Raw genomic sequence first — 26,309 nt, 5'->3', positions numbered from 1 at the left:
GCACCACTGTCCATAGCAGCACTAAACCCAGCATTAAACCAATTCCTATGACAAGTGATCGAATCATATTCTTTTCCTTATTGGGCCCCCAAACCTGCAAAGCCCATGAAACAGAGGGATAAAATACCTGCGATAAACAGGGTCAATGCCGTTCCTTTTGAAATTTTGGGTACATCGGCAAAGTCCAATTGTTCCCTTAGGCCGGCAATCAATAACAGGGCTATGGTAAAACCCGCACCTGCTCCCAGGGCATATACTACACTTTCCAAAAATCCATACCCTTTATTCGTCTGAAATAATGCTACTCCCAATATGGCACAATTCGTTGTGATCAATGGGAGAAAAATCCCCAAGGACCGAAATAATGTTGGGCTCATTTTCTTGATGAACATTTCGACCAACTGCACCGTGGAGGCAATCACAACAATATAACTGATCAATTGAAGGTAGGGAGCATTGATGGCCACCAAACCAGCGTGAATGCCATAGGCACACATGGAGCTGATCAACATCACAAACATAACGGCACCACCCATTCTGGAAGCGGTCCCTATCTTTCCCGACACGCCCAAAAAAGGACAGATCCCAAGGAAATAAGCCAAAACAAAGTTGTTCACCAGACAGGCATTGAGAAAAATGGTTCCTAACGACTCCGTATTCATGTTTTTGCTTTTCGTGTTTGTATTTTATTAATTATGAGTAGCCAGGCGGCAAGGGTAAAAAAACCACCGGCCGGCAATATCATTACAATCCAATTCTGAAAGCCTTCGGGAAAAATGACGAAATTGAAAATTGATCCATTCCCAAGAATTTCCCTTACGGCTCCCAGGCAAAAAAGGGCGAACGTAAATCCCACTCCCATCCCCAGGGCATCAAGAATGGATTTCCAGACCGTATTTTTCGAGGCAAATGCCTCCGCCCGACTCAAGATCAAACAGTTTACCACAATGAGCGAGATGAAGGCACCCAGGCTTTTGTACAACTCTACACTAATGGCCTGGATGGCATAATCGGTAACGGTAACAAAGGTGGCGATGATGAGAATGTAGGAGGCAATACGCACTTGTTTGGGAACAAAATTCCGAAGTAGGGATACCAGGATATTGGACATTAACAGGACAAAAGCCGTGGCCAAACCCATGGCAAGTGCGTTTTCCGCTGTATTTGAAACGGCGAGTACCGGACACATGCCCAGTACCTGCACAAATACCGGATTGTCCCGCCACAATCCTTTGATGAATTCATCGGTGGTAGTGGCCTTTTGACCTGATATGGAATTCTCCTTACTCATTGCTTTCCCTTGGTTTTTGATTGGGCACAGTTTGGTCTTTTTGGCTGGAATTAGTATATAGAATGGGAATCACTTCCGTTGTACTGGCACCAATAATGGTTCCAATGGCCCTGGACGTAATCGTGGCTCCCGTAATTCCATCTATTTCCCAGGGGTTTTGTTTCTCCCCTTGCTTCACCGTTATTACCGTGTTCTTTAGGGTTCCCTCGTTGGTCAGGCTTACATCCAGTGCCCTAAAATTGTCAAGAAATCGCTGCTCCTTTTCAATTTTATCCCCGAGCCCCGGGGTTTCCTTGCTTTCCAAAACTTGAAACCCGATCAGTACTTGCGCTTTGGGGTCGTAGCCATACAGTATTCTAATGACATCCGCATAACCCTGGCCCGCAGCTTCAACTGCATATCCCACCAGTTTTTCGTTTTCATCGTATCCTGCATAACAGGTCATTTCAGGTTTTTCACCATTTTCTATTTTAAACAACGCCCCGTTTGTACCAATACCGAAAGCTTCGGTGTGAACAGTTCCCGGTAGCACTTTAAAAATGGCCTTTTCCAAAGCTTCGGCCTTTAGTCGCTGTACGCGTGGCAGGGTCAATTCAAAAGCCATTACGATCAGCAGGGCGCTTATCATCCCAATAGCCAACATTGCCCGTAACATCTTTAGGCTACCTGAAGGTTTTTGCATTTTTATGTTGGCAGCGTTGCTCATGTGGTTTTCATTTTTTTGGTTGTTCCGTATACCCGATGTTTAACAAGGGTATCGATATGGGGCGAAATTGCATTGGCCAACAAAATAGAGTACATCACACCTTCCGGTAAACCACTCCAAATGCGGATGACAATGGTTAAAATACCTATAATGCCACCGTAGACCCACAAACCGACAGGCGTAATGGGGGAAGACACCATATCCGTAGCCATAAAAACCGCTCCGAGCATCAGTCCGCCGGAAAACAACATAAAGAAGGGCGAAGGATACAATGCACTATCCATGAGGTAAAGGGCGCCACTCAATACAAATGCGCTCAATAGGACAGCGACCGGAATTCTCCAACTCATCATATTTTGGGCAATTAAATACAGACCTCCCAAGGCAATGATGACCGCACAGGTTTCGCCTGTTGAGCCACTTATCTGGCCAAAAGCCAATTCTGCCGTAGATGCCGTAATTCCATCAAACTTAAAAGCCGATAGTGGGGTTGCCCCGGAAACGGCATCAAACTGGGGTTGCATAAAGGGCCAGGTAAAAATTGACCCGGAAATGTTGGTAAAACGATCGGGTAGAAAAGCGGGATGCCAGGTAGTAATGGCAACCGGGAAGGCTGCCTGTAAAACCGCCCTGGCCACAAGCGCCGGGTTGAATACATTGTACCCCAATCCACCGAATATGTATTTGCCAAGGGCAATACCAATTATGCCACCTACAAAAGCCATCCATAATGGAAAACTGGGAGGTAAGGTCAGGCCCAGTAATAACCCGGTGATTACAGCAGAATAATCATTGACAGTGGTTTCTTTTTTTGAAAGTTTACACAAAAAATGCTCCGTCAATACACAGGCAAGTGTAGCCGTAAAAATGACCAATAGTGCGTTCAACCCAAAGGAATAGCTAGCGAAAAGAACTACGGGTAGCAACGCCCAAACCACATTTTTCATAATGTCATCCGTACTTCGCCCCTTATAGATGTGAGGCGATGAGCTGATATCCAAAGTTTTTTTAAGCATGGCTTTCCTCTTTTTTTTCGGCTTCCCGCTTTCGGACCACTCTTTTTGCCAAACGGAAATACTGCACCAATGGAATATGCGATGGGCATACATAGGTGCAGGATCCGCACTCAAAACAATCCATCAAATGATAATCCGAAGCCATTTCATCGTAAGCCTCAAATTTTGCCAGGATACCTAGCTTGGATGGATTCAATAAAATTGGACAGGCATCCACACAAGCCCCACATTTGATACAGGGATATGTTTTGGATGATCTGTTCACATCTTTCCTTGTAAACACCAAAATGCCCGAGGTACCCTTTACAATGGAAATATCAAGGTTGGAAACCGCAACGCCCATCATCGGTCCGCCCATATACACCTCGCTAATTTCTTCCTCCACACCCACGTGTTCCAATACAAAACGCAGGGGCGTACCTATCGGGATCAGATAATTTCCTTTCTTTTTGACACCGGGCCCGGTAATGGTGATCACACGTTCCTGGATTCCACGACCATGGGGCAGTAATCGTCCAATCTCCGCCGCAGTCGCAACATTCACGACAACCACGCCTACTTCAATGGGAAAGCTTTTTGATGGAACTTCTTTTTGAAGGAGGGAGGTGATCAACATTTTCTCGGCCCCCTGTGGGTATTTTACGGGAAGCACCTTTATGGACACCGGTAATTCTTTTGGAAGGTGTTTTGCCAAGTGATCGGCGGCGTCTTGTTTGTTCGCTTCTATACCGATGATTGCGTTTTGAGCTCCGGTAGCTTTCAATAAATAATGAATTCCCTTAAAAATGTCCTTTTCCTGTTCCAACATCACACGGTGGTCCGTGGTCAGATAGGGTTCGCATTCAATTCCATTTAGAATTAAGGTTTCGCATTTTTTCCCTTCCGGAATTTTCAACTTTACATGGGTAGGAAATGCCGCTCCACCCAGCCCTACAATTCCGGCATCTTGAATTCCCTGCAGGATTTCTTCTGGAGTGGCCGTATCCGGATCGATCGGTTTTCCTTCAAGCACTTCTTGGGTTGAAGAGGGAAATGCCTCAAGGAAAATACCGGGGGACATTTTACCGGAAATGGTCGGAACATTTCCAATTTTTCGAATAATCCCGGAGACCGGAGCATGCATGGGTACGGAAACATAACCGCCTGCCTTGGCCAACAGTTCCCCCCTGTGTACTTCCTGCCCTTCGCGAACTATAATTTCGGACGGCGCACCGATGTGTTGCGCCATGGGCAGAATAATGACAGGAGCAAAGGGAAATTGCCGGATGGGAAGGGCATTGGTTTCATCCTTGCTTTCCGGGGGGTGAATACCATGTTTGAACGTATCCTTATAAAAGTTGAAAAATCCCATAATGCCCTGTGTACACTAATTGAACTTTTCAGCTCTACTTATCCATTTTTCAATGTCCTTTGCCGATCGTTCTGCGGGCAATCCCGGATGGATGACACCCGCGGTACATTTTTCGGCTGCTTTTACCAGGTCTTCATAAGGTCCTGCCTTCGCATTTTTGATGTATGCCTTGTTGTTTTCGTTGTAAGCAAAAATATTCGGGTTGAGCTTTATGCACTCGTCACATGAAGTACATTCCTCCGTTTCCAACCATGGGGCCAAATAGTCCCTACTTGATGCCGCTTCCTCGACCGTCACATCCGTTGGGGTAGGTTGTCCCATGGCCATTTTCACAATGCTTTCCCCATTGCCACCGGCAAGTTGCATCAGACCTTGGGCAATATTTCCTACCACTTCGCTTCGTATTCTACCTTCCAGGTCCTCTTCCTGGGGTTTTTCCATTTCCACTCCGGCGAGGTCACGCAACATCAACCAGAAGTCCCGTCGTTCTTCGCAAGACTCCACAATTGGTTTCGCTACCAATACCCGATTGAGTTTTTGATTTCTGTCCACGGCCCAGATAAAAGGGAACTTACCTTCCCGCTCGCTTTCCTCCAATTCCAAAAAGTCTGCCAGCAGCACCATATTCTCATTCCAGGCACTACGGGGAACTTTTCTAAAGTGTTTTCTAAATCGAGCTTCCGTGAGGGCAAAGTCCGCAAAGGTCATCGGTAATTCCATGGTACGTTCCTGTCCATATTCAAGATATTTCAAGCCATAGGTTGGCCATAGCCGATCCATGGCCGGATTGCCGGACAGATCAAAGGCTTCCTTAGCTTTTATTCCATGATCGGGATTGTATTTGAATATAGGGTATGCCCTTGATTCTACGGCAAGTTTTGCCTGATGCACCCCCATATCGTCCCCTACACCGTGTTCTGGTTGGCAGGTAGTATAGAGATTAAAAAGAGCCGGCCGCTTGGTCATTAGGCCATCAATGAAACCTTCGATCATTTGGCTTGTATTGGCCAGTGTTGCTTGCAGGACATAGGTATTTCTGTGTGCCATGGCAATAAGACCGATTTCCTTTCTGGGTTCACTTTTTCCCTTCCAGACCTTTCCGTATTCGGCCATGTCCGAAACCTGACCAATAAATCCGGAAGTGCAGGCCTGACCTCCTGTATTGGAGTATACCTGGGTATCCACAATAATCACCTTTATGGGTTTTCCCGAGGCCATTAAGCGGGAGAGGTTTTGGAAACCGATATCGTACATGGCACCATCCCCACCCAGTGCTACCACTGGTGGGCAAAGCAACCATTCTTCATCAGTAAACTGTTGCCAGGTGAAATAGGTGAAGAAATCGTCATGTTCGGTTGCATCGTATTTTCCCTCAAGCTCCAATTCCGCCATGCGTATGGCCTTAAAGCCCTCGGCCATTTTGGACATATGCCCTTCAAAAACGCCCATGGCCATAGAGGGGGAATCCTGGAACAAATGGTTGGCCCATGGGAATGGATACGGGTTAAAGGGCCAGGTACTGCCCCAAACGGAGGTACATCCCGTTGAGTTGAGCATCCCCATATTGGAGCGACCTTTACCTGTAGTACCATTGGTGTACTTCCATTTCAGTTTCTTCAATTTGGCCAGGAGTTGGGTCACATTGCGGAGCCATTCCTGATCAATGGGTTCCCCCCCATGTTCGGATTCCAACCTTCGGGTAATTTCTGCCATGGTCAGATCGGAGTTCTGCATTTCCGAGACAATTTTGGACATGGTATCCGAATCCGTCAAATCCACAGGGTTCATCAACTTCACCTGGATATGTTTTTCCAGTTTGTCCGTCAATTCCTCTAGATATGCCATGTGTTTTTCAATACGTGGCTGCATGAGCGACTCCACTGTGGCAATGAACAAATGCACTACGGATTTCTCGGAGCAACCCAAACAGGCTCCATCACCACTGGCAAAATTCAGATACGCATCCTTATTCAATAAAATGGTTTCCAATGGCCCGATTTTCTCTTCAAGATCATCGACACGATTGAATTTTTGCGGTGTATTTGGTAGGTCCATCCACAAATCCCACTCTTTGTTGAGTTTGGCAATGGAACCTTCCGTCTGGGGTACCGTAATGAGCGCTTCATCGTCGCAAACTGCAACACATTCCATACAACCTTTACAGGTATTCGGGTTAATGGTGATGCTGAATAAACCTCCACTGTTTTCCTGTTTTTTCTCATGCAAATCAAAATAGGGTCTGGTCAGGGCGAAGTTAAATTCACCCAATTCTTCTTTGAACCAATCAAACTCCTTGGTCAGTTCGCTACCACCATCGTACTCGTCAATGGTCATATCAATCGCATGCTGAATAAAATCATTGACCGTCGCTCCATTTTTTGAGGCGGAAAACAGTTGTCTCACATGGCCTTCCATTTTGCGGACGGCCCTGGGCAAATGCTCAAGTTTTCCGTGATTCCTTTTAACGCGTTTCACAATGGTATCGAAAACGTCGGATACTTCACTTACAAGTCCAGGTATGGCCGTATCCGGACAAACGGTATAACAGTCCCCACAGGCCGTACAGTTATTGGGAACCCATTCCGGGTGTTCAAAGCGTATTCCCGTCATATCGCGGAATACCGATGAAACGGCAGGCATTACACTCAGGCCTATGAAGGGGTCGGTAAGATTATCATTTCCCATGCCCCTTAAATAGAAATTACCGGTTTGTTCCCAAAAACGATGAATGTCACTAAGCTGTGATTCACTCTGTGGAATCCTTTTCATCATACTTGGAATGGTTGGGACGGCCTGGCCATTACTGCCTGCCTTGTCCTGGTGTCCAGCACCCAATACCTTATTGGTAATTTCATGTACTTCATCAAAACCACGTTTTACCACGCGCATATTATCATCAACAACACGTTGCCCCTTGGATCCGAATTTCTGCTGTAATTGGTCCTCTATCGCTTTTAACAATTTTTCGTCTGATAATCCGGATTTTTCCAGAAGTGGGGAAGCTGAGAAAAAGGCGCCCTGAAAGGCAATTCCCTGCATGCGTAACTGTAGTTCGGGATCGGTGGCTTCCTCTCTAGCAATTTTAAATCCATCAATATAAAATAAGGAAATCTCCTTATCGATAATTACCTTTTGATAGCGTTCTGGAATCTCTGCCCACACCTCATCCGGTGTTTTCTTATCGCTTTGAATGATGAAACTACCTCCTTTTTTTAGTCCCGCCAGTGCGTTGGTATGTTTAAATACATTGGGGTCGGGAGATAAAACAACATCGACAAAGAAGTATTCGCAATTGACTCGAATAGGTTCGGGAGCTGCTGCGAGATAGTAGGTGGTTGGCTGTCCTTTTTTTTCAGAACCGTATTTTGGATTCGCTTTAATGTGATACCCCAGTAGCTCATACAAGGTCATCGCCATATTCTTACCCGTGGTTATTGCTCCCCAACCCCCAACGGAATGGAAACGGACGGTGATGGCATCCTTTGGCATGAGGTTTGGGTTTTCCGAACCTCGAATGGCCAAATCCTTAACCTGCGGATAGGATTCCACTATGGTTTCCTGATAGGCCTTTTGTTTTGGGGAGTGCGGGGTTTCTCGGATAAAATCGATGGACAGGTAAAACTTTTTTTTATGTTTTCCATCCGGTAACATATTTTCCACGGCTCCGATGAGCCCTTCGGGTTGCAGGTCGCGACTTCCCAAACCAAATGAACCCGAATAAATAGCGGGCATATCGGATAGGGTATACGAAGTCAATTCAGGATAGGGATGCTGTTTTTTGTTGATGCCATTTTCGACACATTTGTTCAAAACGGACCGGATTTCACGCGTAATTGGAGAATCAACGGCCAATGGCTGATCCAGACGTTCCAATATGGTGACCGCTTTTTTGCCTTTTACTATTTTTCCGAGTAGATCTGCGGGGAAGGGACGGAACATCACCAGGTCCACCACCCCTACTTTTATTCCCCGTGTTTCCCTCAGGTAATCCACAACCACCTCCGCACTGGGCACTAAGCTTCCCTGACCTAAAATCAGGTAGTCGGCGTCATCTGCCCTGTAGGTCATCACCCGTTGATACCGCCTGCCCGTGAGTTCGTAATATTCTTCAAATGCCCGGTCTGTCAATTCCTGGATATGGTCGAAGAAAAATGGGCGTTGCGCGGCCACGCTCTGCATATAGGAATCCTGGTTCTGCACAATACCAGCCATTACGGGGTTATCGACATCCCACAATTCCGGAATGCGACGACGTGTTTCACCGTAAATAATACGCTGGGCAGGTGTTGGCGTTTCGATGATATCATCAGGTCTTCCCAAATATTCTTTGATCAATTCCCGCTCTGGTAAAAGAAATGATTCGATCAAATGCGTTGTCAAAAAACCGTCCTGGGCAATAATACCGGGGGTAAGTGCCAATTCTGCAATGCGATGCGCAATAATATTGAGGTCGGCAACATGCTGTGCCTTTTTCGCAAACATTTGGAAAAAACCGGTGTCGTCCACAGCATGGTAATCATCATGCCCCGCATGTACGTTCAAGGTCGATTTGGTCATGGCCCGTGAGCCAATATTCAAAACATAGGTCAGGCGTTTTCCTACGGCTGCATAGAGCGATTCGTGCATATAAGCGATGCCCTGACCGGATGAAAAGTTGGATGCACGTAAACCGGTCATCGACAAGCCTGCGGTTACTGCCGCCGCGGCATGCTCACCTTCCGGTTCAATGAATATCAAAGGTTTGTCCGAAATATTCAGATGTCCCTTGGCAGCGGCATCGGCCCAAAATTCCCCCATCTGGGTCGAAGGTGTGATAGGATAGGCACCAGCGGCATCCGTGGATTCACGTTCACACATGATCGCGGCCGAATTTCCATCCATGGCAACGGGTTTACCGGGGTATTTGTGCTTGGAGGATTTGGTGCCTTTGGTTGTTGTTGATTTTTTGGGCTGGGCTATTTTCTGCAATACTGACTTGCTCATAACGCGGGAATTAACGGTGTACTATTTCATGGATTTGTTTCACTGACAGGGCCTGTTTTACGAACCAATTGTTTTACAACGGTGGCTAATTCAATACAGTTTTTCATCTCGTGGAATTCTGCACTGTATTCATCATCCCTGTTAAATGTTATAGGACTCAAATCGAGACTATCGAACGTACTCTCGATTGTTCGGCATTTTTCCAGTAAGGTCTTTAGGGAAGCCCCTTCGGTGGGTTCAATGCCGTGTTGTAACAGATACCCCTGTAAATAATGGGATATGGCATGGCGAGCGCTTCTACATACCATATAAGGAACAACATCTTCAACGGGGCGGTACAATTCGCTTTGGGCAGCTTCAAGGTATTGGTCGGCTTGCTCGAATTTGATTTTACTTTGATTTACGTGCATGGTAAAACTTTTAATTAACGACAGGTACCTGAGAGAAGACGTAGGGATATCATTAAAATTATGGAAACCAATGTGTTCATTTTATGATATTTATCAGGAATAACAAATTGCCAAAAGGGATCATGCATCGTGGATCCTTTTTTCTTAATGCCCTATAAAGTTTACAATATTATAATATCGGTGTACTCAATTATTTATGTTATTTGTATGTAATTGAGATGGAAGATAATGCTAAGGTTGCCGTAGGATTTTTGGCTGAGGGGATTAAAAACTCGGACGGGAAATCATTTAACGCCCTAATTGACCTATTATGGGAGCCAATGATGGGTTATGCCGCATCAATGCTTATGGATGACCACAGAGCTAAGGATTTGGTCCAGGATGTATGGGCGGATTATTGGCAACGAAAACAGGAATTGGATGTCCATGATATTAAGGCCTATCTCTATAAAGCCATACGCTATCGTTGCTACAATTATTTTCGGGACAGAAAATTTAATGAAACCCAGATTGAAGCGGCCCACTCGATTTTCATTGCCCCGGATGTAGAGCAACATGAAGATAGCATCGAGTTGTCCAGACGAATAAATGGTACCATCGAAAGCTTACCAAAAAGATGCCAGGAGGTGTTTAAATTAAGCCGTATCAATAATTTCAGCAATGGAGAGATTGCCAAGAAACTCAATATTTCACAGCGTTCCGTTGAAAACCAAATATCCTTGGCACTTCGCAAGCTTCGAAAGGACTTGACCATAGTGAGGTTTTTTTCTTTCCTATAGCTACCCTTTTTTAGGTTAAGGTTAACAAAAACCGCCAATCTTTAAGATACTATTAAGCCTTCATTTTTCCGTGTGCGTTGGCAAGTGCTTTTGGTACTTGTTACTGTAAGACACGCACAATGACGGAAAACGACATTAAAGGATTAATGGAGAAATACCAAAATGGAACAATAACGGAAGCGGAAGAGAAACTCTTGGAGCAATTTGATGGTATTCTTTTATCAAAAAACGAAAAAGTCAATTTCAAAAGTGAGATCCACAAAGCCAGAGTAAAACAAAACCTTTCCCATATCATCCATAAAAGGGGTAAAACGAAATCTATAAAATGGTTGCGGATTGCCGCTTCATGGGCATTGATCATAAGTTTTGGTATGGTGGCCTACAATTGGTCACATAACGAGGTCCAACAAGAACCCATTGCTGAAATTGTAGAGCATACGGATTGGGGCCAAAAACTGAATGTGACCTTGGCCGATGGAACCAAAGTTGTTTTGAATTCAGGAAGTACCTTGTGTTTTCCAGAACGTTTTGAGGGGAATTCCCGAGAAGTTGAACTTATAGGCGAAGCTTTTTTTGATGTGGTCAAAAACCGGGACAAGCCTTTTGTGATAAGATCGGGGGATGTAACCACCACTGTATTGGGAACATCCTTTAACATCAATGCGTATCCCGATAAAGAGGAAGTGGCTGTCACCTTGGCCACGGGAAAAGTAAAGATTGCCTCTGCAGCTAGTACCGTCTTTATTAGTCCAAACCAACAGGGCGTTTTTAACCATTTGAATAAAACCCTGAGCACTTTTCAAGTAGAAATAAATCCCTATATCGATTGGAAAAATGGAATTATCCATATCAACGATGCTACTCTGGCCGAGACTGCTGAGGTTCTTGAACGATGGTATGGTGTCAGCTTCGTTTTTGAAAATGAAAAACTAAAACACTGCCATATCACGGCGACCTATGACAATCAAACCTTGGCCACGGTATTGGAAAGTATTAAGCATGTTAAAAAGGGCATGGCATACGAATATCTGGGGGACAATAAGATTCTGATCAAAGGAAGTTGTAACGATTAAAGCATAACCCAAACCAAAAAAAGACGTATGAGATAAAGAGTAGTGTAAAAAAAAGAGGCAGTCCGTAACACTTTGGCGAGCGACAACAGACTGCCTACAGTCCAACGATTATAACTAATTACAACCATCAAACATTATGTGAAATTATGAATTCGCTAACGATTAAACAATTCATTAAGTTGACATTCAACGTATTTTGCTTTCTAATACTCCTGGCGCTTTTGAACCCCGCACTTGCAGCCGACGCCAGAGGGCAAAAACTGGAAAATTTTAAAGTAGACCTATCCGTAAAGGATGCTACGGTCATAGAAGTATTAAATGAGATCGAATCGCAGACCGACTTCACCTTTGTATATGACCGAAAAGTGAAAAAATTGGAAAACACCTATGATATTGCGTATCAAAATGTTTCGCTGCGTTCCATTTTAGAGCTTATGGCAAAGGATGCCAATCTTATTTTTAGAAGAATCAATGAAACCATATCAATAGATGTAAGACCAAAATCCCCCATAATTAGTGTTGTCGAAATAGCTTTTAGAACGGTAACGGGCAAAGTTACCGATTTGGATGGGGTACCATTACCAGGTGCTTCGGTCCTTGAAAAAGGAACCCTGAACGGAACAACGACCGATTTTGATGGGAATTTTACCATTGATGTTGCCGATGATGCGATTCTTGAGATTTCCTATATAGGATATACCACCCAAGAAATTTCAGTACAAGGACTATCCACGCTATCCGTGCAATTGGTTCAGGATGCCACTCAATTGGACGATGTGGTCGTTGTGGGATATGGTGTGCAACGCAAATCGGATGTAACCGGAGCCATTGGTTCGGTAAAAAGTGAAAACTTCAATAAGGGCGTTGTAGCCAACCCAGGACAACTTTTGCAGGGCAAAGTGGCCGGTGTCAACGTCACCAATGTAAGTGGTGAACCCGGAGCCGCTCAGAACATTATTATCCGGGGTGTGGGAAGTTTACGTGCCGGAACCACCCCGCTTTTTGTGGTAGACGGCTTTATCATTGATAACTCCGGAATAGGAGTGGCCGCCAATGCCAACCCCCTTAATTTTATTAATCCACAGGATATAGAATCCATAGATATTCTGAAAGATGCTTCTGCCACGGCAATTTATGGAGCAAGAGCCGCGAATGGTGTTGTAGTGATTACCACAAAAAAAGGGAAAGCAGGTAAAACGGAAATGAATTTGTCGGTTTCCACGGCCTTTTCTACCATTGCCAATCCCATGGACGTCTTCAGTGCCAATGAATTTAGGGAGCAGGTGGTTGCCGTGGGCGGTTTATTGGAAGATTTTGGAGGCAATACCGATTGGCAGGATGAACTGACCAGAACAGGTATTTCCAATAACGTCAATTTTTCCATGAGTGGTGGTGTTGCCGAAAAGTCCTCTTATTTCGTATCCGTAGGGGTGGACGATCAGGAAGGTGTTTTTGACAATAGTTCATTAACAAGATATTCAGGCCGTGTAAATTTGAACCAGAAGGCACTTGAGGGACGTTTTAATGTGGATTTGAACCTAACGGCCTCAAGAACGGTAAATGAACGGCCAGATGATCGTGCCATAGCAAGGGACATGCTCGAATTGAATCCTACCATACCGGTTTTTACCGATGGGGAGCCCACCTTCTTGGAAGAACGTATTAATCCTGTTCAGCGCAGTCGAATTTTTATGGATGAGGCCAATACCAATCGTATTTTGGCCAATATTTCCCCTTCTGTTGAAATTGTTAAGGGATTGGTATATAAGTTAAATCTGGGTGTGGATTATGCTTCAACCAATCGGGATGTACAGCGACTTCCATTTGCGCGATTGGAAGATTTTGAAGACGGTTTTTTAAATACAACGGCGACCGTAAACACCAATACCCTTGTTGAAAACACATTGACCTATACCCTTAATAAGGACAAGCACAATATCACCGTACTGGCCGCACATTCCTATCAGGAAACGAGATTGGAGCAAAAAACCTTTGAACTGGATGGTTTTGCCGATAATGGGATCGAACCTCGGTTCCAAGACCAGATCAGTACGGAAGATTTGCCCACTAGATTGGATTCCCGGGCATTTGAAAATGAACTGCAATCCTTTTTTGGAAGGGTCAACTATTCATATGCCAACAAATACTTGTTTACGGCCACTATGCGGGCCGATGGTTCCTCCCGCTTTGGGGAAAACAACAAATATGGGTATTTCCCTTCTGTGGCACTGGGTTGGAACATCAGCAACGAAGATTTCATGGCCAATAGTACGTTGTTCAGCAATTTAAAGTTGCGGGCAAGCTGGGGCCAGGCGGGCAATCAGGATGGGATTCCGAGCAATGTAAGCTTGGCGAGCTTTGTGGACTCCAGGGACGATGATGATACCTATCCCCTTGATGGTGACGAAGTAACCTTGGACGATTATCCTTTTGGCACCGTACCGGTACGTACCGCATTTCCGGATCTTCAATGGGAAGTGTCCACCCAAACCAACATTGGTTTGGACTTTGGCCTTTTTGGCAACAAAATCACAGGTGCGCTGGACTATTTCAACAAAGTGGTCACGGACGTTGTCCTATTTGCCAACCGGACCGATCCCATACAACCTACGGAGCGAATCTGGACCAATGTCCCGGATTTGGAAATCATCAATAATGGGCTTGAATTTTCCCTGGATTACAGGGGAAGTTTTGGTGAGGACTTCATTTTTAATGTTGGGGGCAATATCGCCTATACCGATAATAAAATAGAAAACTCCCCATTTGCCGTCTTGACCACAGGTGGTGCCGTAGGAGCTGGTCAAACAGGTGCTACGATCAATGGGTATATCAACGGGGAACCGGCAGGAACCTTCTTTATGAAAGAATTCATAGGGATAGGGGACGATGGCTTAAATGAATTTAGGGATGTGAACGGGGATGGCCAATCCTTGGACAATGACCGGATTGCCGCTGGCAGCGCACTACCGGACATTATCTATGCCTTTTACCTAAATTTCAATTATCGAAATTTTGATTTGGGCATCAATTTTAACGGGGTTGCCGGTAATAAGATTTACAATCATACGGCAATGACCATCTTTTCCAATAGTCAACTAAGCAGAAGCTTGAACACTACCGATTTTGCGATTCAATTTCCCAATGAAGATCTCAGCAATTCCAACGAGGTATCCACCCGGTATCTGGAAGATGGCGACTTCTTACGGTTGAACAATGCCACCTTGGGCTACACCTTGAACCCGCAATTAATAGGACTGGACGAATGGGTGAACAATATTCGTTTTACGTTGACGGGACAGAACCTATTCGTGATTACCGATTATTCAGGTTTTGATCCCGAAATCAATACCGGGAACAATGTGGATGGAATCCAGACGTTTGGAATCGATCGTTTTACCTATCCCGCGCCCAGAACCTTGCTATTGGGCCTAAATGTATCGTTTTAATAAAAATTGTATAAAAATGAAAAATAGAATCTTAATCACAATCTTGGCTTTTTGCCCCTTGTTACATTGGAACTGTACGGATTTAGAGGAAGAACGTTTGGACGAATCCGAATTTGGGGGCCAAGCGGAACTTGTTAGCGGGTCCATTGCCCCTGCTTATGGTTATGTTTCCCGGGTTTGGCTGCATACGCGTTATTTTGGCTTGCAACTGCTAGCTGCAGATGAGGGTATCCTGCCTTTTCGTGGCGGAACCGACTGGTTTGATGGTGGGAAGTTTATCGCTACCCATGCCCATACCATGACACCTACCAATGACCTCATTGGCGATAGCTGGAACGAGGTGACCATAAATATATCCAGGACCTTGGCGGCCATTGAGGTCTTGGAACCACTGGCAGAAAACGGGGATAATGAAGCCCAAGGGGCATTGCACGAAATGAGGGCCTTGAGGGCCTATCTAAATATATTGTTGTTGGACAGTTGGGGAGTGGTACTTAGAAAAGAGTCATCCGCAGAACTATCCGAAGTGTTACGGGGCCAGGATGCCGTGGACTATATTGAAAGTGAGCTATTGGCCGTTGTGGATGTCATCAATGCCACCAGGGGCCCTGGCCGAATGACCCAAGCGGCGGTTTGGGGGCTTTTGGCCAGGTTACATCTTAATGCGGCAGTATACCGTGATCCCTATGGAACACCAAATTTCTCCGCTGGGGATATGGACGAAGTCATTAGGTACACCGATAATATCATAAATTCCGGAAACTTTGCCTTATCGCCCGAATACTTTGACCTGTTCAACGATGACAACAACAGTAACCCAGAACTCATCTTTGCATTGGACCAACGAGGTCAATTGGAAGATGAACACAGCAGATGGGCCTACTGGTCCATAGCCGGGGATATGTTTCCAAGACCGGAATCCCCAAGGGCCGATGGTACGGATGGACCTGCCTTTACCTCGGATTTTGTACAGACCTGGTTCGATGCCTACGGAGCTACCGATCCTGCTGAGGCCGACGCACGATTCTACCAACGGAATACACTAATTCCTGACGCACAATTGCAAGACTTTGAAAATCGTGAAAAACTAATTGCCACAGAAACTGAAAACAGCTTTTATTGCATCGATCCAGACGATTTTGAAATGGATAGGGGTATTCTACGGGGAATTCAATGGGGACCCCGAAAGGGTGACGATGGTGCCTTTTTGACCTGTGATGGGGGGCAGGTACGGATTTATCCGGTCCAACTAACCCGGGGAAGTGGTCCAGATCGTGACGTGGCCTACGTAAACCATACCTTTGATATTGATTTTACAAATGAAGGTTCCCTGCACAACAAAGGCTACCGCTGTTCCAAATACCAGTTTAGTCGGACCTCCCCTGACGGAAATGATTTTAGTAGTGTGGATTTGGTCTTGATGCGTTTGGCCGAGATTTATCTCATGCGTGCCGAAGCCAAACTGAGAAATGGGGATGCAGCCGGTGCTTTGGCCGATGTCAATGCCGTACGGACATCAAGGACTGCCCGTCCGGAGCAGACCCCAGAGGCGTTGACTTCCCTGGATTTGGACATCCTTTTCCGTGAACGTGGTTTTGAGTTGTATTGGGAAGGTTTTAGGCGTGGGGATCAAATCCGTTTTGGAAAATACGAAGATTCCTGGACGGAGAAAACAAATACGGATGTCAACAAAAGGTTGTTCCCCATTCCACAAAGTGCTGTGGATGCCGCGTCGGGAATTGATGGCTTTTTAGAGCAGAATCCAGGATATTAATGCGTTTAACAGTTAGCAGTTAGTTTAAGTTAGTTTGTCTAAAAGGGTGGTGCCGTGATAAGGTTTGCCACCCTTTTATTTGTTCCTTTCAATGATGATTTATGCGATTTTCATTTTTGCAATTGAATGGCGACCCCGCCGTAAATTTTCATTTGGATTTGGCCAAAGATCGGCTAACACCAATGGACAAAAAATACTTTAATGGGAAAAAGAAACGGACCAAATAGCAATACGGGTACAATGAAACCATTCGCCATACTATTTTTTGTGCTGTCACTTTGTACCTATGCCCAGCCTACGGCAAAACAGGAAAAAACCACCTATAAGGTACATTCCCATAACGACTACCAACAGGAATTTCCATTTTGGAATGCCTATGTCAATGGGGCCGCTTCCATTGAAGTGGATATTTTTTTAAAGGGGGCATCCCTTTACGTGGCACACGAAGAACACGAAATAGTTTCAACAAAAACCTTGGAGAAACTTTATTTGGATAAACTGGAGGCCTTGGCAACATCCAATGAACTAAGGGAATTACAGTTGCTTGTGGATATAAAGTCCGAAGCGTATACCACCTTGGACAAATTGATCGAGGTCCTAGAGAAGTATCCCACTCTCCTGGACAGTGATAAAATTCGTTTTGTGGTTTCCGGTAATCGACCCAAACCGGACGATTATGGAAAATACCCTGGTTTTGTCCTGTTCGATCATCAGGATTTGAGTAACCTCGATGTAATACCCTTGGAAAAAGTAGCACTCATCAGTCTTGACTTTGGAAGGTATTCAGTTTGGAATGGTTATGGACGTCTGGTGGAATCTGAATGGGAAGCAGTAAAGCGAATCGTTAAAAAAGTCCATGGTTTCAATAAACCCTTTAGGTTTTGGGCAACATCGGATACTAAAACGGCCTGGGCCCGCTTGGCCCAACTGGGAGTGGACTATATCAATACGGATAGACCGGAACGCGCTGTGCCCTTTCTAAACCAAATGGATGGTAATACGTACCGACAAAAAACACCAATAGCGACCTATTTGCCGGAGTATGGTATCCCAAAAAAAGCGAAGCCCAAAAATGTGATACTTATGATAGGCGATGGGAACGGCCTCGCCCAAATAGCCGCATCCTTGATTGCCAATCATGGCGAACTTACCGTGACGGGGATTAGGGATATTGGCTTGGTGACAACTGCGGCCTATGACGATCTCATCACGGATTCAGCCGCAGGTGCAACGGCAATGGCCACAGGTTCAAAAACGGACAATCGGGCCATTGGTGTTGACCCCAATGGCGGAAGACTGCAAAGTTTGGTTGAGCTTACCGGCGGGAAGGGTTTCAATACTGCCATTATAACGACCGATAAGATCTATGGGGCCACACCAGCCGCTTTCTATGCGCATAGAACCGAGCGGGACGATAGCCAGGGAATTTTAAGGGATTTAGGCAATAGCGAACTTGATTTTTTTATTGCTGGGGGACAATCCCAAGAAACCACGATCCAAAAGAAATTTAAGACCCAGGTACTGGAACAACTTCACGATTTTGAACAGCCTACCGCCATATATTTGGATGAACATAAAACACCTGCTTTGAAAGAAGGAAGAAAAGGTGATCTATTTAAAAATGTAAAAAAGGCCCTGGAGGTTTTGGATAAAAGGAAAGAACCCTTTTTTTTGATGATTGAGGGTGCTCAAATAGACAGCGGGGGCCATGAAAACAATATTGGAAAGATCATTCGGGAAATGCTTGATTTTGATCTTGCCGTTGCCGAGGCCCTACGTTTTGCCGATGCTTCCAAAAATACATTGGTAATAGTAACCGCAGATCATGAAACATCCGGTCTTGGCATTGTGGGTGGTGATATGGCGAGTGGTACCGTGCAGGCAGATTTTCTTACGGTCGATCATACAGGGATACCAGTGCCCCTTTTTGCCTATGGGCCTCAGTCAAATAGTTTTCGCGGTATGTACAAGAACACCGAAATTTTTAATAAAATAGTAGGGGCATTGTTTCCAGAAAAGTAATTTGATGGCTTTGGGTCCAGAACCTTCAATGGTAAACCGGTTTACCGAGCCCGCTGGCTGGTTTGTACGGCACATTGTTACTAACTGCGGTAATCCCTTTCCATTCCCCCGGCTCGCCCATAGCTTTTGCTATATCGTGCCTCGTTCTGCGCTAAAAATGGCCTGTAACAATTCCAATCACAAATTCTTAAACAGGTCCTTAATGTTTCCTAACAATTAGATAACCTTTAAAAGTTTATATATATTCAAAAAAAGTATGTTTTTTGGATAGTATTTTTAATATTAGTAAAAAAATACAAATGATTTCTATTAAAAGACGTACCAACATCACTTTTGTTCTGCATGCATCCTTGGCAGCATTTGGAACTTATTTTTGCATGTACGCCTTTAGGAAGCCATTTACCGTAGGAACATTTGAAGGTCTTACTTTTTTGGATATTGATTATAAGATCCTATTGGTGATTTCCCAGGTTTTGGGATATGCGTTGTCAAAATTTATTGGGATTAAGTTCATTTCTGAGCTGCGATCTTCCAAAAGGCTATTTTATCTTTTTGTATTGATTTTGTCGGCAGAATTGGCATTGGTGCTTTTTGCTATCGTGCCTAAACCTTATAATATTCTGTTTCTGTTTTTTAACGGATTGCCCTTAGGAATGATTTGGGGAATTGTCTTTTCCTTTTTAGAAGGAAGAAAGTTCACGGATATATTGGGAGTGGTCTTGTCCTCAAGTTTTATCATTTCAAGCGGGGTGGTTAAATCCGTAGGTCTCTTTGTAATGAATCATTGGGGGGTTGATGAGTTTTTAATGCCGGCGGTTACCGGGTTGCTCTTTGTGGGACCCTTGTTGTTATTTGGTTGGTGGTTGGGCAAAGTTCCCCTTCCAAACGCAGAGGATAAAAACTTAAGGGTAGAACGAATTCCCATGACCAAGAACGATAGAAAAAGCTTGGTGAAGCAATACTTTTTTGCCCTATTCATTTTGGTTTTTTTCTATACGCTGTTGACCGCTTTCCGGGATTTCAGGGACAATTTTGCCAGGGAACTATGGGATAGCGTTGGTTATAAAGGTGATGTTTCGGTGTATTCCACCTCTGAAATTATCATTGCCGTGGTCGTTTTAATGATGATTGGATTGGTTTTTTACATAAAAAACAATTTAAGGGCACTGTTCACCTATCACTTACTGCTGTTATTGGGAACAGTTGTCTTAGCATTTTCGACCCTATTTTTTCAACTAGGGCTTTTAAATCCTTTTATATGGATGGTAAGCACAGGTTTTGGAGTGTATATCTGTTATGTTCCCTTCAATTGCCTCTTCTTTGACCGTTTCATTGCTGCGTTCAGGATTAAGGGCAATTCCGGTTTTTTGATTTATATCGCGGATGCATTCGGTTATGCGGGAAGTATTTTGGTCCTGCTCTATAAAAATTTTGGACAGGCATCACTCTCTTGGTTGAACTTTTTTGTCTATGGCACTTACGTTGTGGCCATTGTAGGAACCCTAATAACCATTGTTTCCTATATCCATTTAAAGAATAAGCACAGGATGATGCATTTGGAAAACAACATGATTCATGGAACAAAAATTTGATGTCATTGTTATTGGAGGTGGAATTTTAGGTACTTTCCACGCCTACCATGCCCTTTTAAAGGGATATAAGGTCTGTCTGTTGGAAAAGGACCGGATGCCCAGGGGGGCAACCACGCAAAATTTTGGTCAAGTTGTTCCGTCGGGAATGAATTCCAAATGGCAAAAACTAGGAAGGGAAAGTCTTCGCATTTATAAGGAAATCCAGGCGCAATTTGATATTTCGGTCCGTCAGGAGGGCACTGTTTATTTGGCATCGGATGACGATGAAGAACAATTGTTGATTGAATTGAGAAGTTTGAACAACGCCAATGGATACACCTCAAAAATGCTTACCAAAAAGGAATGTCTTCAAAAGTATCCCGGCCTTAAAAGTAATTATGTGACCGCTGGGCTATTTTTTCCGGAAGAAGTTACCGTGGAGCCAAGGATAATGATCCATAGATTGCAACAGTATATGGTGGAAGCTTTGGGCCTGACTTTTAAAACCAATTTTTTGGTGATTGATTGTGTCAAAAAAAATGATTTGGTCGAAGTAAGTAACACTGCAAATGAACGGCTAAAAGCATCAAAAGCAATTATTTGCAATGGATCCGATTTTAAGAACCTTTATCCTGAACTGTTTTGGAAAAGCGATTTGGAGGTGTCCAAACTTCAGATGATGAAAACCAAGCCGCAACAGAATTTTGAACTTAAAGGCTCAATTTTAACAGGATGGTCCATAAGAAGATATGAGGCATTTAAGGAATGTCCTTCCTACGCACTAATAACATCCAAGGAACCTGAAGATGCGCTGCACAAAAAATGGGGGGTGCATATCCTGTTCAAGCAAGCCTTTGATGGTTCCATTATTATAGGGGATTCCCACGAATATGCCGATGCCAAAAACATGGATGAACTAAGTTTCGATATTGATATGGATATCGATAACTTTATACTTGAGGAGGCTAAAAAGATTTTTAAATTACCTACGTACGAATACAGAAAAAATGGTACGGCATGTATGCACAATGTAAAACCCAGGATATTTTCCAAAAAACCATTGATGCGGATATTCATATCATTACAGGGATAGGAGGAAAAGGGATGACGGGAAGTGCGGGCTTTTCAAAAAAAAATATTGCTACCATACTTAATTAATCAAGAAATAATGAATGGAATTAAATTGGCCGTTTTTGATATGGCCGGAACAACGGTCAATGAAAATAATGTTGTTTATAAGACAGTTCAGAAATCCTTGAAGGACGCCGGGTACGATGTATCACTTGAGATGGTTTTGGAACACGGCGCTGGAAAGGAAAAAAGAAATGCAATTGCACATATCATTGACTTAATTAGCCTCAATAAAGTTGATTCGGAATTGATAGATGAAATATTTAAAAAATTTAGGGAAGATCTAAAATTGGCGTATGACAATATGGACGTTACCAGCTACGAGGGTGTGGAAGAACTCTTTAAGCATCTTAGGAGCAAAGGGATAAAAGTGGTTTTAAACACGGGTTATGACCAAAAGACGGCCCAAAAACTACTTCAAAAACTGGAATGGCAAATAGGGGAACATGTAGACGATGTAATAACTGCAGATGATGTGAAAGTTGGAAGGCCATCTGCGGAGATGATTCAACTTGCCATGAAAAAGTTTGCAATAGAGGATGCTTCAAAAGTGCTCAAAGCTGGCGATTCTGTCGTCGACATCGAGGAAGGCAAAAATGCCAATTGTGGATTAACTGTCGGTGTATTGACTGGAGCACAGACACGCGAGCAATTACAGACCGCCGAACCCAGCTTAATTTTGGACAATTTGTCCGCGCTCAAAGAAGTACTCTGATCAAATAAAGAAATAGATGACCAGCATTTTTGAGGTCACTTTTCCCTTATTTACAGGGACATGGGGTATTCTGCCATCAAAAAAGATGGAATCACCTTCATATAGTAGTACTTCTTGGTCGTCAATAATATAATGGCATTCGCCACTCAACACATATTTAAATTCAAAGGCATCGGTAGTAACCTTATCCCGTTTTGAGCCGGGTTGTACCTCTAACAGCACGCTTTGGAAACCAACGGAGTTCAGGGACTTTCCAAAAAGGTAATTATAGGTAAAGCCAATGGCTTCATCTTCCTTTTCAATTAAAGTACTTTCATCTTTTCTTGCCACTAAAAAGTTTGCCCCATTGGTATGCGGCATGCCGTCAAAAAAATCCCGTAGCTCTATGTTCAATGCGTCAACAATTTTCAAAAAAACGGGTAGGGAAGGAATGGTTCTTCCATTTTCAATCCTGGAAATTAGCCCAGAGGTGACCCCAGCTTTCATGGCAATATCACTTATGGTGTTTTGATTGTTCTTTCTGATCGCTTTTATTCGTTTTCCTATCCCTACAAGGTAGTCTTCCATAATGGTTATGATTTTTTTGACACTTTACTTTTAGTAATATTCCTTTTGGTTCTTAAAATCGTTTAATGATTAGTAATTCATTGTTAAACAGTAAAATAATAACCTTTTCATTTTCTGCAAGATATCATAATTGTTGAATATTTGTAAATAATATTAAGATAACTTTTGGTTCGATAGCTTAACCTAAAGCTACATTTTTTTTAATATCAATAGAAGCCTGCCTTGAATTTCTTGGATGATATTTGTTTATAAATAATTAACCAAATTTTACAAATACTCAATAAATGAAGAGAACATTAGTGCTCGCATTGTTTACGGGTTTGGTAGGCTTTGTCGGGTTGGCACAAAAAACTTTTACGGGAACGGTAGTTGACGAAAGCAACGTACCATTGCCCGGAGCTTCGGTTGTTATTAAAGGTAGCAACACCGGTGTTGCCACGGATTTTGATGGCAATTTTGAAATTGAACTTTCGGACGGTTCGGAAATTCTTTTGGTATCTTATGTGGGTTATCTCACAAAGGAATTTGATGTAGCAAATCAATCAAATGCAACCATTCAACTTGTACCGGATGCCCAAAACCTTGATGAGGTTGTGGTTACGGCACTTGGGATTGAACGGGAAAAGAAAAGGTTGGGATATTCCGTTCAAGAAGTCAAGAACGAAAATCTTGTTACTGCCCGCGAGACCAACGTGACCAATTCATTGGCCGGTCGTGTTGCGGGTGTTCAAGTAACAGGTGGTGGATCGGGAGTTGGTTCAACTTCAAGAATAGTGATCCGGGGTGAAGGATCATTAATACCCGGAAACAATTCGCCCCTTTTTGTTGTTGACGGTATCCCTATTACCAATAGGACCATCAGCAACAGGGCAGAAGGTAACCTTGAGACCGATTATGGAAATGGAGCAGCGGACATTAATCCTGATGATATCGAATCAATCTCCATTCTTAAAGGCCCTAATGCAACTGCCCTGTATGGATCACGGGGTTTGAATGGTGTGGTTTTGGTGACTACCAAATCGGGTTCAAGAACGCAAGGTTTGGGAATTAGCTTTACACAAAATATCACCTTTGAAGATGCCCTGAGAATTCCAAAATACCAGAACCAATACGGTCAAGGTGCAGGGGGTGAATTTGCATTTGGCGATGGTTTTGGTGGTGGTATCAATGACAATATTGATGAAAGTTGGGGCCCTGCTTTAAATGGCCAATTGATTGCCCAGCATGACAGCCCTACCACTAGCGGTCTTAGGGCGGGGGACTTTGCAGTAAGGCCCCGAAATCCCGATGGGACATTTGCAGATGAGATTGTTGCGACTCCATGGGTGGCAAACCCCGGAAATATTGAAGATGGTTTCTTTGAAACGGGAAGGACATTAACCACTAACCTTTCATTGACCGGAGGTAACGAGCAAGGTAATTTTAGGTTGTCCCTCACCAATTTGGATAATGAAGGGATACTTCCAAACACGGATTTTAACAGGAAGACCTATGCGCTAAGCGGAGCTTACAACCTTGCGGATTGGTTAAGGGTATCATCATCCATTAACTACGTTAACAGCAGTAGCAACAACAGACCGAACAACTCTTACGGTACAGAAAACATCATGTACCTATGGGTTTGGTTTGGGCGTCAGATCAATATGGATTCGCTTCGTGACTACTGGCAACCAGGATTGGAAGGTAGGCAACAGTTCAATTACAACTACAACTGGCATGATAACCCTTTCTTTACCATGTTTGAAAATACCAATGGGTTTGACAAGCATCGGATTTTTGGTAATGCAAGGGCCGATATCAACCTTACTAAGGACCTATCGTTAATGGTCAGGACGGGGATTGATTATTTTAGTGAACTTAGAACAGGAAGACGGGCATATAGTACCCAACGTTTTGCGCGCGGTCAATATAGGGAAGACGATATTTTCTTTAAGGAACAGAATACTGATTTCCTGTTGACCTATAATAAAGAGATCGATGGGGATTTTACAATTGGGGCGTCCCTTGGGGGTAACATTAGGAAGGAGGAGAACAGGTACAAAAGGATAAGTGCCAATTCCTTATCGGTTCCGGGCATCTACAATTTCCAGAATGCTGCCGAACCATTGGCGAAGACCCAATTTAATGATGAACGAAAAATAAATTCCCTGTATGCCTTTGCCAATCTGTCCTACAAGAACATGTTGTTCTTGGATGTTACGGGGAGAAATGACTGGTCAAGTACACTCCCTGCTGATAATAACTCTTATTTCTATCCTTCAGTAGGTCTGAGTGCCATTTTATCGGACATGTTTCAACTACCCCAAGCTTTCACTTTCTTAAAGCTGCGTGGCGGTTGGGCAAGAGTTGGTAACGATACCGATCCCTATGCGCTCAGGAACACTTTTGGGTTTAACGAACCCTTTGGAAACTTTCAAAGGGTAAGTGCTTCGAGCGTGCTTAGAAACGAAAACTTAAAACCAGAAGAGGCCAATTCCATTGAGGTAGGGGCAGACATTCGGTTTTTTGGCAATCGATTGGGGTTGGATATTACCTATTACAACTCAATCACCAGGAACCAAATCCTAACTTTACCCGTTGCCAATACTTCAGGATTCAATTCCAGAATTATAAATGCGGGTGAAATTCAAAATCAAGGTATTGAGATTGTTTTGAATGCCAATCCAATCCGAACGGATAATTTCAGTTGGGACACATCAATGAACTTTACCAGTGCGCGTGGTGAGGTAAAGGAATTGACCGATGGGATCAATACCTACGAGATGTCCAATAACTACTTGAGCGTTCAAGCCAGGGTAGGTGGCAGAATGGGCGATGTTTATGGTACGGGTTTGGTAACCGTGGATGACCCTGATAGTGAGTTCTTCGGGCAAGTGGTCCATGACGAAAACGGTTTTTCGTTGCGGGATCCAAACCTCAAAAAACTGGGAAATTACAATCCAGATTTCACCTTGGGTTGGCAAAACAATTTTTCCTATAAAAACTTTAACCTTGGGTTTCTGTTTGATTGGAGACAAGGTGGGGTGATCATGTCAAGGACCGTATTGATCGGTGGCACTTCAGGTTTAATGGATTTTACGGCAGTTGGCCGTGAAACCGGTATTGTTTCAGAAGGGGTCATTCAAAATGCCGATGGTTCCTATAGACCTAATGATGTTACCTTGAGCGGTCGTGATTATTACTGGTGGAGATACAACCGCGGCAATGAGGAGATAGGCATGTTCGATGCCAGCTTCCTTAAATTGAGGGAAGTAAAGCTGGGATATAGCTTTCCACAAAATTTGTTGAAGGACACTTTTATACGATCGTTGAACATTGCCCTTGTGGGCAGAAACCTTGCCCTTTGGACCGAAAACCCCCATTTTGACCCCGAGACCATCTCGTTCAATGGAGGTACCATTGTTCCCGGGGTGGAGGACATGGCCTTACCGAGCTCCAGAAGCTATGGATTTAATATAAACGTAACTTTCTAAA

The 26,309-nt window shown here is 43.9% G+C and carries 16 protein-coding genes and 1 pseudogene; 9 read left to right on the top strand and 8 right to left on the bottom strand.

Annotated features, from left to right (window positions below):
* Positions 1-77: 77 nt before the first annotated feature.
* From L0P88_RS01345 to L0P88_RS01315, 7 genes are read right to left on the bottom strand one after another with little or no spacing between them, the layout of a single operon-like run.
* Complete coding sequence (locus tag L0P88_RS01345) at positions 78-662, bottom strand: electron transport complex protein RnfA (RefSeq protein ID WP_158779909.1); 585 nt, start codon at positions 660-662, stop codon at positions 78-80.
* Positions 659-1,291 (bottom strand): electron transport complex subunit RsxE, encoded by a 633-nt coding sequence (rsxE, locus tag L0P88_RS01340; protein ID WP_158779908.1) that lies wholly within the window; start codon positions 1,289-1,291, stop codon positions 659-661. The genes L0P88_RS01345 and rsxE overlap by 4 nt, the downstream gene beginning before the upstream one ends.
* Positions 1,284-1,997, bottom strand: coding sequence for an FMN-binding protein (locus tag L0P88_RS01335; protein ID WP_247132848.1), 714 nt, complete (start codon positions 1,995-1,997; stop codon positions 1,284-1,286). Before L0P88_RS01335 ends, rsxE begins: the two co-directional genes overlap by 8 nt.
* A complete protein-coding gene (locus L0P88_RS01330) occupies positions 1,994-3,013 on the bottom strand; it encodes an RnfABCDGE type electron transport complex subunit D (protein ID WP_247132847.1) in 1,020 nt (339 codons plus the stop codon). The genes L0P88_RS01335 and L0P88_RS01330 overlap by 4 nt, the downstream gene beginning before the upstream one ends.
* Positions 3,006-4,364 (bottom strand): electron transport complex subunit RsxC, encoded by a 1,359-nt coding sequence (gene rsxC / locus L0P88_RS01325; RefSeq protein ID WP_247132846.1) that lies wholly within the window; start codon positions 4,362-4,364, stop codon positions 3,006-3,008. Before rsxC ends, L0P88_RS01330 begins: the two co-directional genes overlap by 8 nt.
* Positions 4,365-4,379: 15 nt before the next feature.
* The gene (locus L0P88_RS01320; protein WP_247132845.1) at positions 4,380-9,347 is read right to left on the bottom strand and encodes a 2-oxoacid:acceptor oxidoreductase family protein; all 4,968 of its coding nucleotides are present in this window, start codon (positions 9,345-9,347) and stop codon (positions 4,380-4,382) included.
* Positions 9,348-9,373: 26 nt separating this feature from the next.
* The gene (locus L0P88_RS01315; protein WP_247132844.1) at positions 9,374-9,757 is read right to left on the bottom strand and encodes a HEPN domain-containing protein; all 384 of its coding nucleotides are present in this window, start codon (positions 9,755-9,757) and stop codon (positions 9,374-9,376) included.
* 218 nt (positions 9,758-9,975) lie between these two features.
* Here L0P88_RS01315 and L0P88_RS01310 point away from each other — a divergent pair, with 218 nt between their 5' ends.
* The 8 genes and pseudogenes from L0P88_RS01310 to L0P88_RS01275 all read left to right on the top strand — a co-directional run bounded on the left by L0P88_RS01310 (position 9,976) and on the right by L0P88_RS01275 (position 22,268).
* Positions 9,976-10,536, top strand: a complete 561-nt coding sequence (locus L0P88_RS01310; protein ID WP_247132843.1) for a sigma-70 family RNA polymerase sigma factor — start codon at positions 9,976-9,978, stop codon at positions 10,534-10,536.
* A 119-nt stretch (positions 10,537-10,655) separates the two neighbouring features.
* The gene (locus L0P88_RS01305) at positions 10,656-11,609 is read left to right on the top strand and encodes a FecR family protein (protein WP_247132842.1); all 954 of its coding nucleotides are present in this window, start codon (positions 10,656-10,658) and stop codon (positions 11,607-11,609) included.
* A 146-nt stretch (positions 11,610-11,755) separates the two neighbouring features.
* Complete coding sequence (locus L0P88_RS01300) at positions 11,756-15,055, top strand: SusC/RagA family TonB-linked outer membrane protein (RefSeq protein ID WP_247132841.1); 3,300 nt, start codon at positions 11,756-11,758, stop codon at positions 15,053-15,055.
* A gap of 16 nt (positions 15,056-15,071) precedes the next feature.
* A complete protein-coding gene (locus L0P88_RS01295) occupies positions 15,072-16,829 on the top strand; it encodes a RagB/SusD family nutrient uptake outer membrane protein (protein WP_247132840.1) in 1,758 nt (585 codons plus the stop codon).
* 201 nt (positions 16,830-17,030) lie between these two features.
* A complete protein-coding gene (locus L0P88_RS01290; RefSeq protein WP_247132839.1) occupies positions 17,031-18,851 on the top strand; it encodes an alkaline phosphatase in 1,821 nt (606 codons plus the stop codon).
* A 299-nt stretch (positions 18,852-19,150) separates the two neighbouring features.
* Positions 19,151-20,443: a DUF5690 family protein gene (locus tag L0P88_RS01285; RefSeq protein ID WP_247132838.1), complete on the top strand. Its 1,293-nt coding sequence runs from the start codon at positions 19,151-19,153 to the stop codon at positions 20,441-20,443.
* Positions 20,427-21,580, top strand: a pseudogene (locus tag L0P88_RS01280) (TIGR03364 family FAD-dependent oxidoreductase). Before L0P88_RS01285 ends, L0P88_RS01280 begins: the two are co-directional and overlap by 17 nt.
* Positions 21,581-21,590: 10 nt before the next feature.
* On the top strand, positions 21,591-22,268 hold the full coding sequence (locus L0P88_RS01275) for a phosphonatase-like hydrolase (RefSeq protein WP_247132837.1): 678 nt from the start codon (positions 21,591-21,593) through the stop codon (positions 22,266-22,268).
* Here the strand turns inward: L0P88_RS01275 and L0P88_RS01270 are convergent, their stop codons facing one another.
* Positions 22,269-22,835 (bottom strand): helix-turn-helix domain-containing protein, encoded by a 567-nt coding sequence (locus L0P88_RS01270; RefSeq protein ID WP_247132836.1) that lies wholly within the window; start codon positions 22,833-22,835, stop codon positions 22,269-22,271.
* A 284-nt stretch (positions 22,836-23,119) separates the two neighbouring features.
* Between L0P88_RS01270 and L0P88_RS01265 the strand changes: the two genes are divergently transcribed.
* Positions 23,120-26,308, top strand: a complete 3,189-nt coding sequence (locus L0P88_RS01265; protein ID WP_247132835.1) for a SusC/RagA family TonB-linked outer membrane protein — start codon at positions 23,120-23,122, stop codon at positions 26,306-26,308.
* Position 26,309 lies beyond the last annotated feature (1 nt).

This window comes from Muricauda sp. SCSIO 64092 (assembly GCF_023016285.1).
GTDB lineage: Bacteria > Bacteroidota > Bacteroidia > Flavobacteriales > Flavobacteriaceae > Croceivirga.
This window is presented reverse-complemented; position numbering and strand designations above follow the sequence as displayed.

Bases quoted from the DNA above. Each gene is read 5' to 3' on its own strand.
- L0P88_RS01345 (WP_158779909.1), bottom strand. From the start codon at position 662: ATGAATACGGAGTCGTTAGGAACCATTTTTCTCAATGCCTGTCTGGTG.
- rsxE (WP_158779908.1), bottom strand. From the start codon at position 1,291: ATGAGTAAGGAGAATTCCATATCAGGTCAAAAGGCCACTACCACCGAT.
- L0P88_RS01335 (WP_247132848.1), bottom strand. From the start codon at position 1,997: ATGAGCAACGCTGCCAACATAAAAATGCAAAAACCTTCAGGTAGCCTA.
- L0P88_RS01330 (WP_247132847.1), bottom strand. From the start codon at position 3,013: ATGCTTAAAAAAACTTTGGATATCAGCTCATCGCCTCACATCTATAAG.
- rsxC (WP_247132846.1), bottom strand. From the start codon at position 4,364: ATGGGATTTTTCAACTTTTATAAGGATACGTTCAAACATGGTATTCAC.
- L0P88_RS01320 (WP_247132845.1), bottom strand. From the start codon at position 9,347: ATGAGCAAGTCAGTATTGCAGAAAATAGCCCAGCCCAAAAAATCAACA.
- L0P88_RS01315 (WP_247132844.1), bottom strand. From the start codon at position 9,757: ATGCACGTAAATCAAAGTAAAATCAAATTCGAGCAAGCCGACCAATAC.
- L0P88_RS01310 (WP_247132843.1), top strand. From the start codon at position 9,976: ATGGAAGATAATGCTAAGGTTGCCGTAGGATTTTTGGCTGAGGGGATT.
- L0P88_RS01305 (WP_247132842.1), top strand. From the start codon at position 10,656: ATGACGGAAAACGACATTAAAGGATTAATGGAGAAATACCAAAATGGA.
- L0P88_RS01300 (WP_247132841.1), top strand. From the start codon at position 11,756: ATGAATTCGCTAACGATTAAACAATTCATTAAGTTGACATTCAACGTA.
- L0P88_RS01295 (WP_247132840.1), top strand. From the start codon at position 15,072: ATGAAAAATAGAATCTTAATCACAATCTTGGCTTTTTGCCCCTTGTTA.
- L0P88_RS01290 (WP_247132839.1), top strand. From the start codon at position 17,031: ATGGGAAAAAGAAACGGACCAAATAGCAATACGGGTACAATGAAACCA.
- L0P88_RS01285 (WP_247132838.1), top strand. From the start codon at position 19,151: ATGATTTCTATTAAAAGACGTACCAACATCACTTTTGTTCTGCATGCA.
- L0P88_RS01275 (WP_247132837.1), top strand. From the start codon at position 21,591: ATGAATGGAATTAAATTGGCCGTTTTTGATATGGCCGGAACAACGGTC.
- L0P88_RS01270 (WP_247132836.1), bottom strand. From the start codon at position 22,835: ATGGAAGACTACCTTGTAGGGATAGGAAAACGAATAAAAGCGATCAGA.
- L0P88_RS01265 (WP_247132835.1), top strand. From the start codon at position 23,120: ATGAAGAGAACATTAGTGCTCGCATTGTTTACGGGTTTGGTAGGCTTT.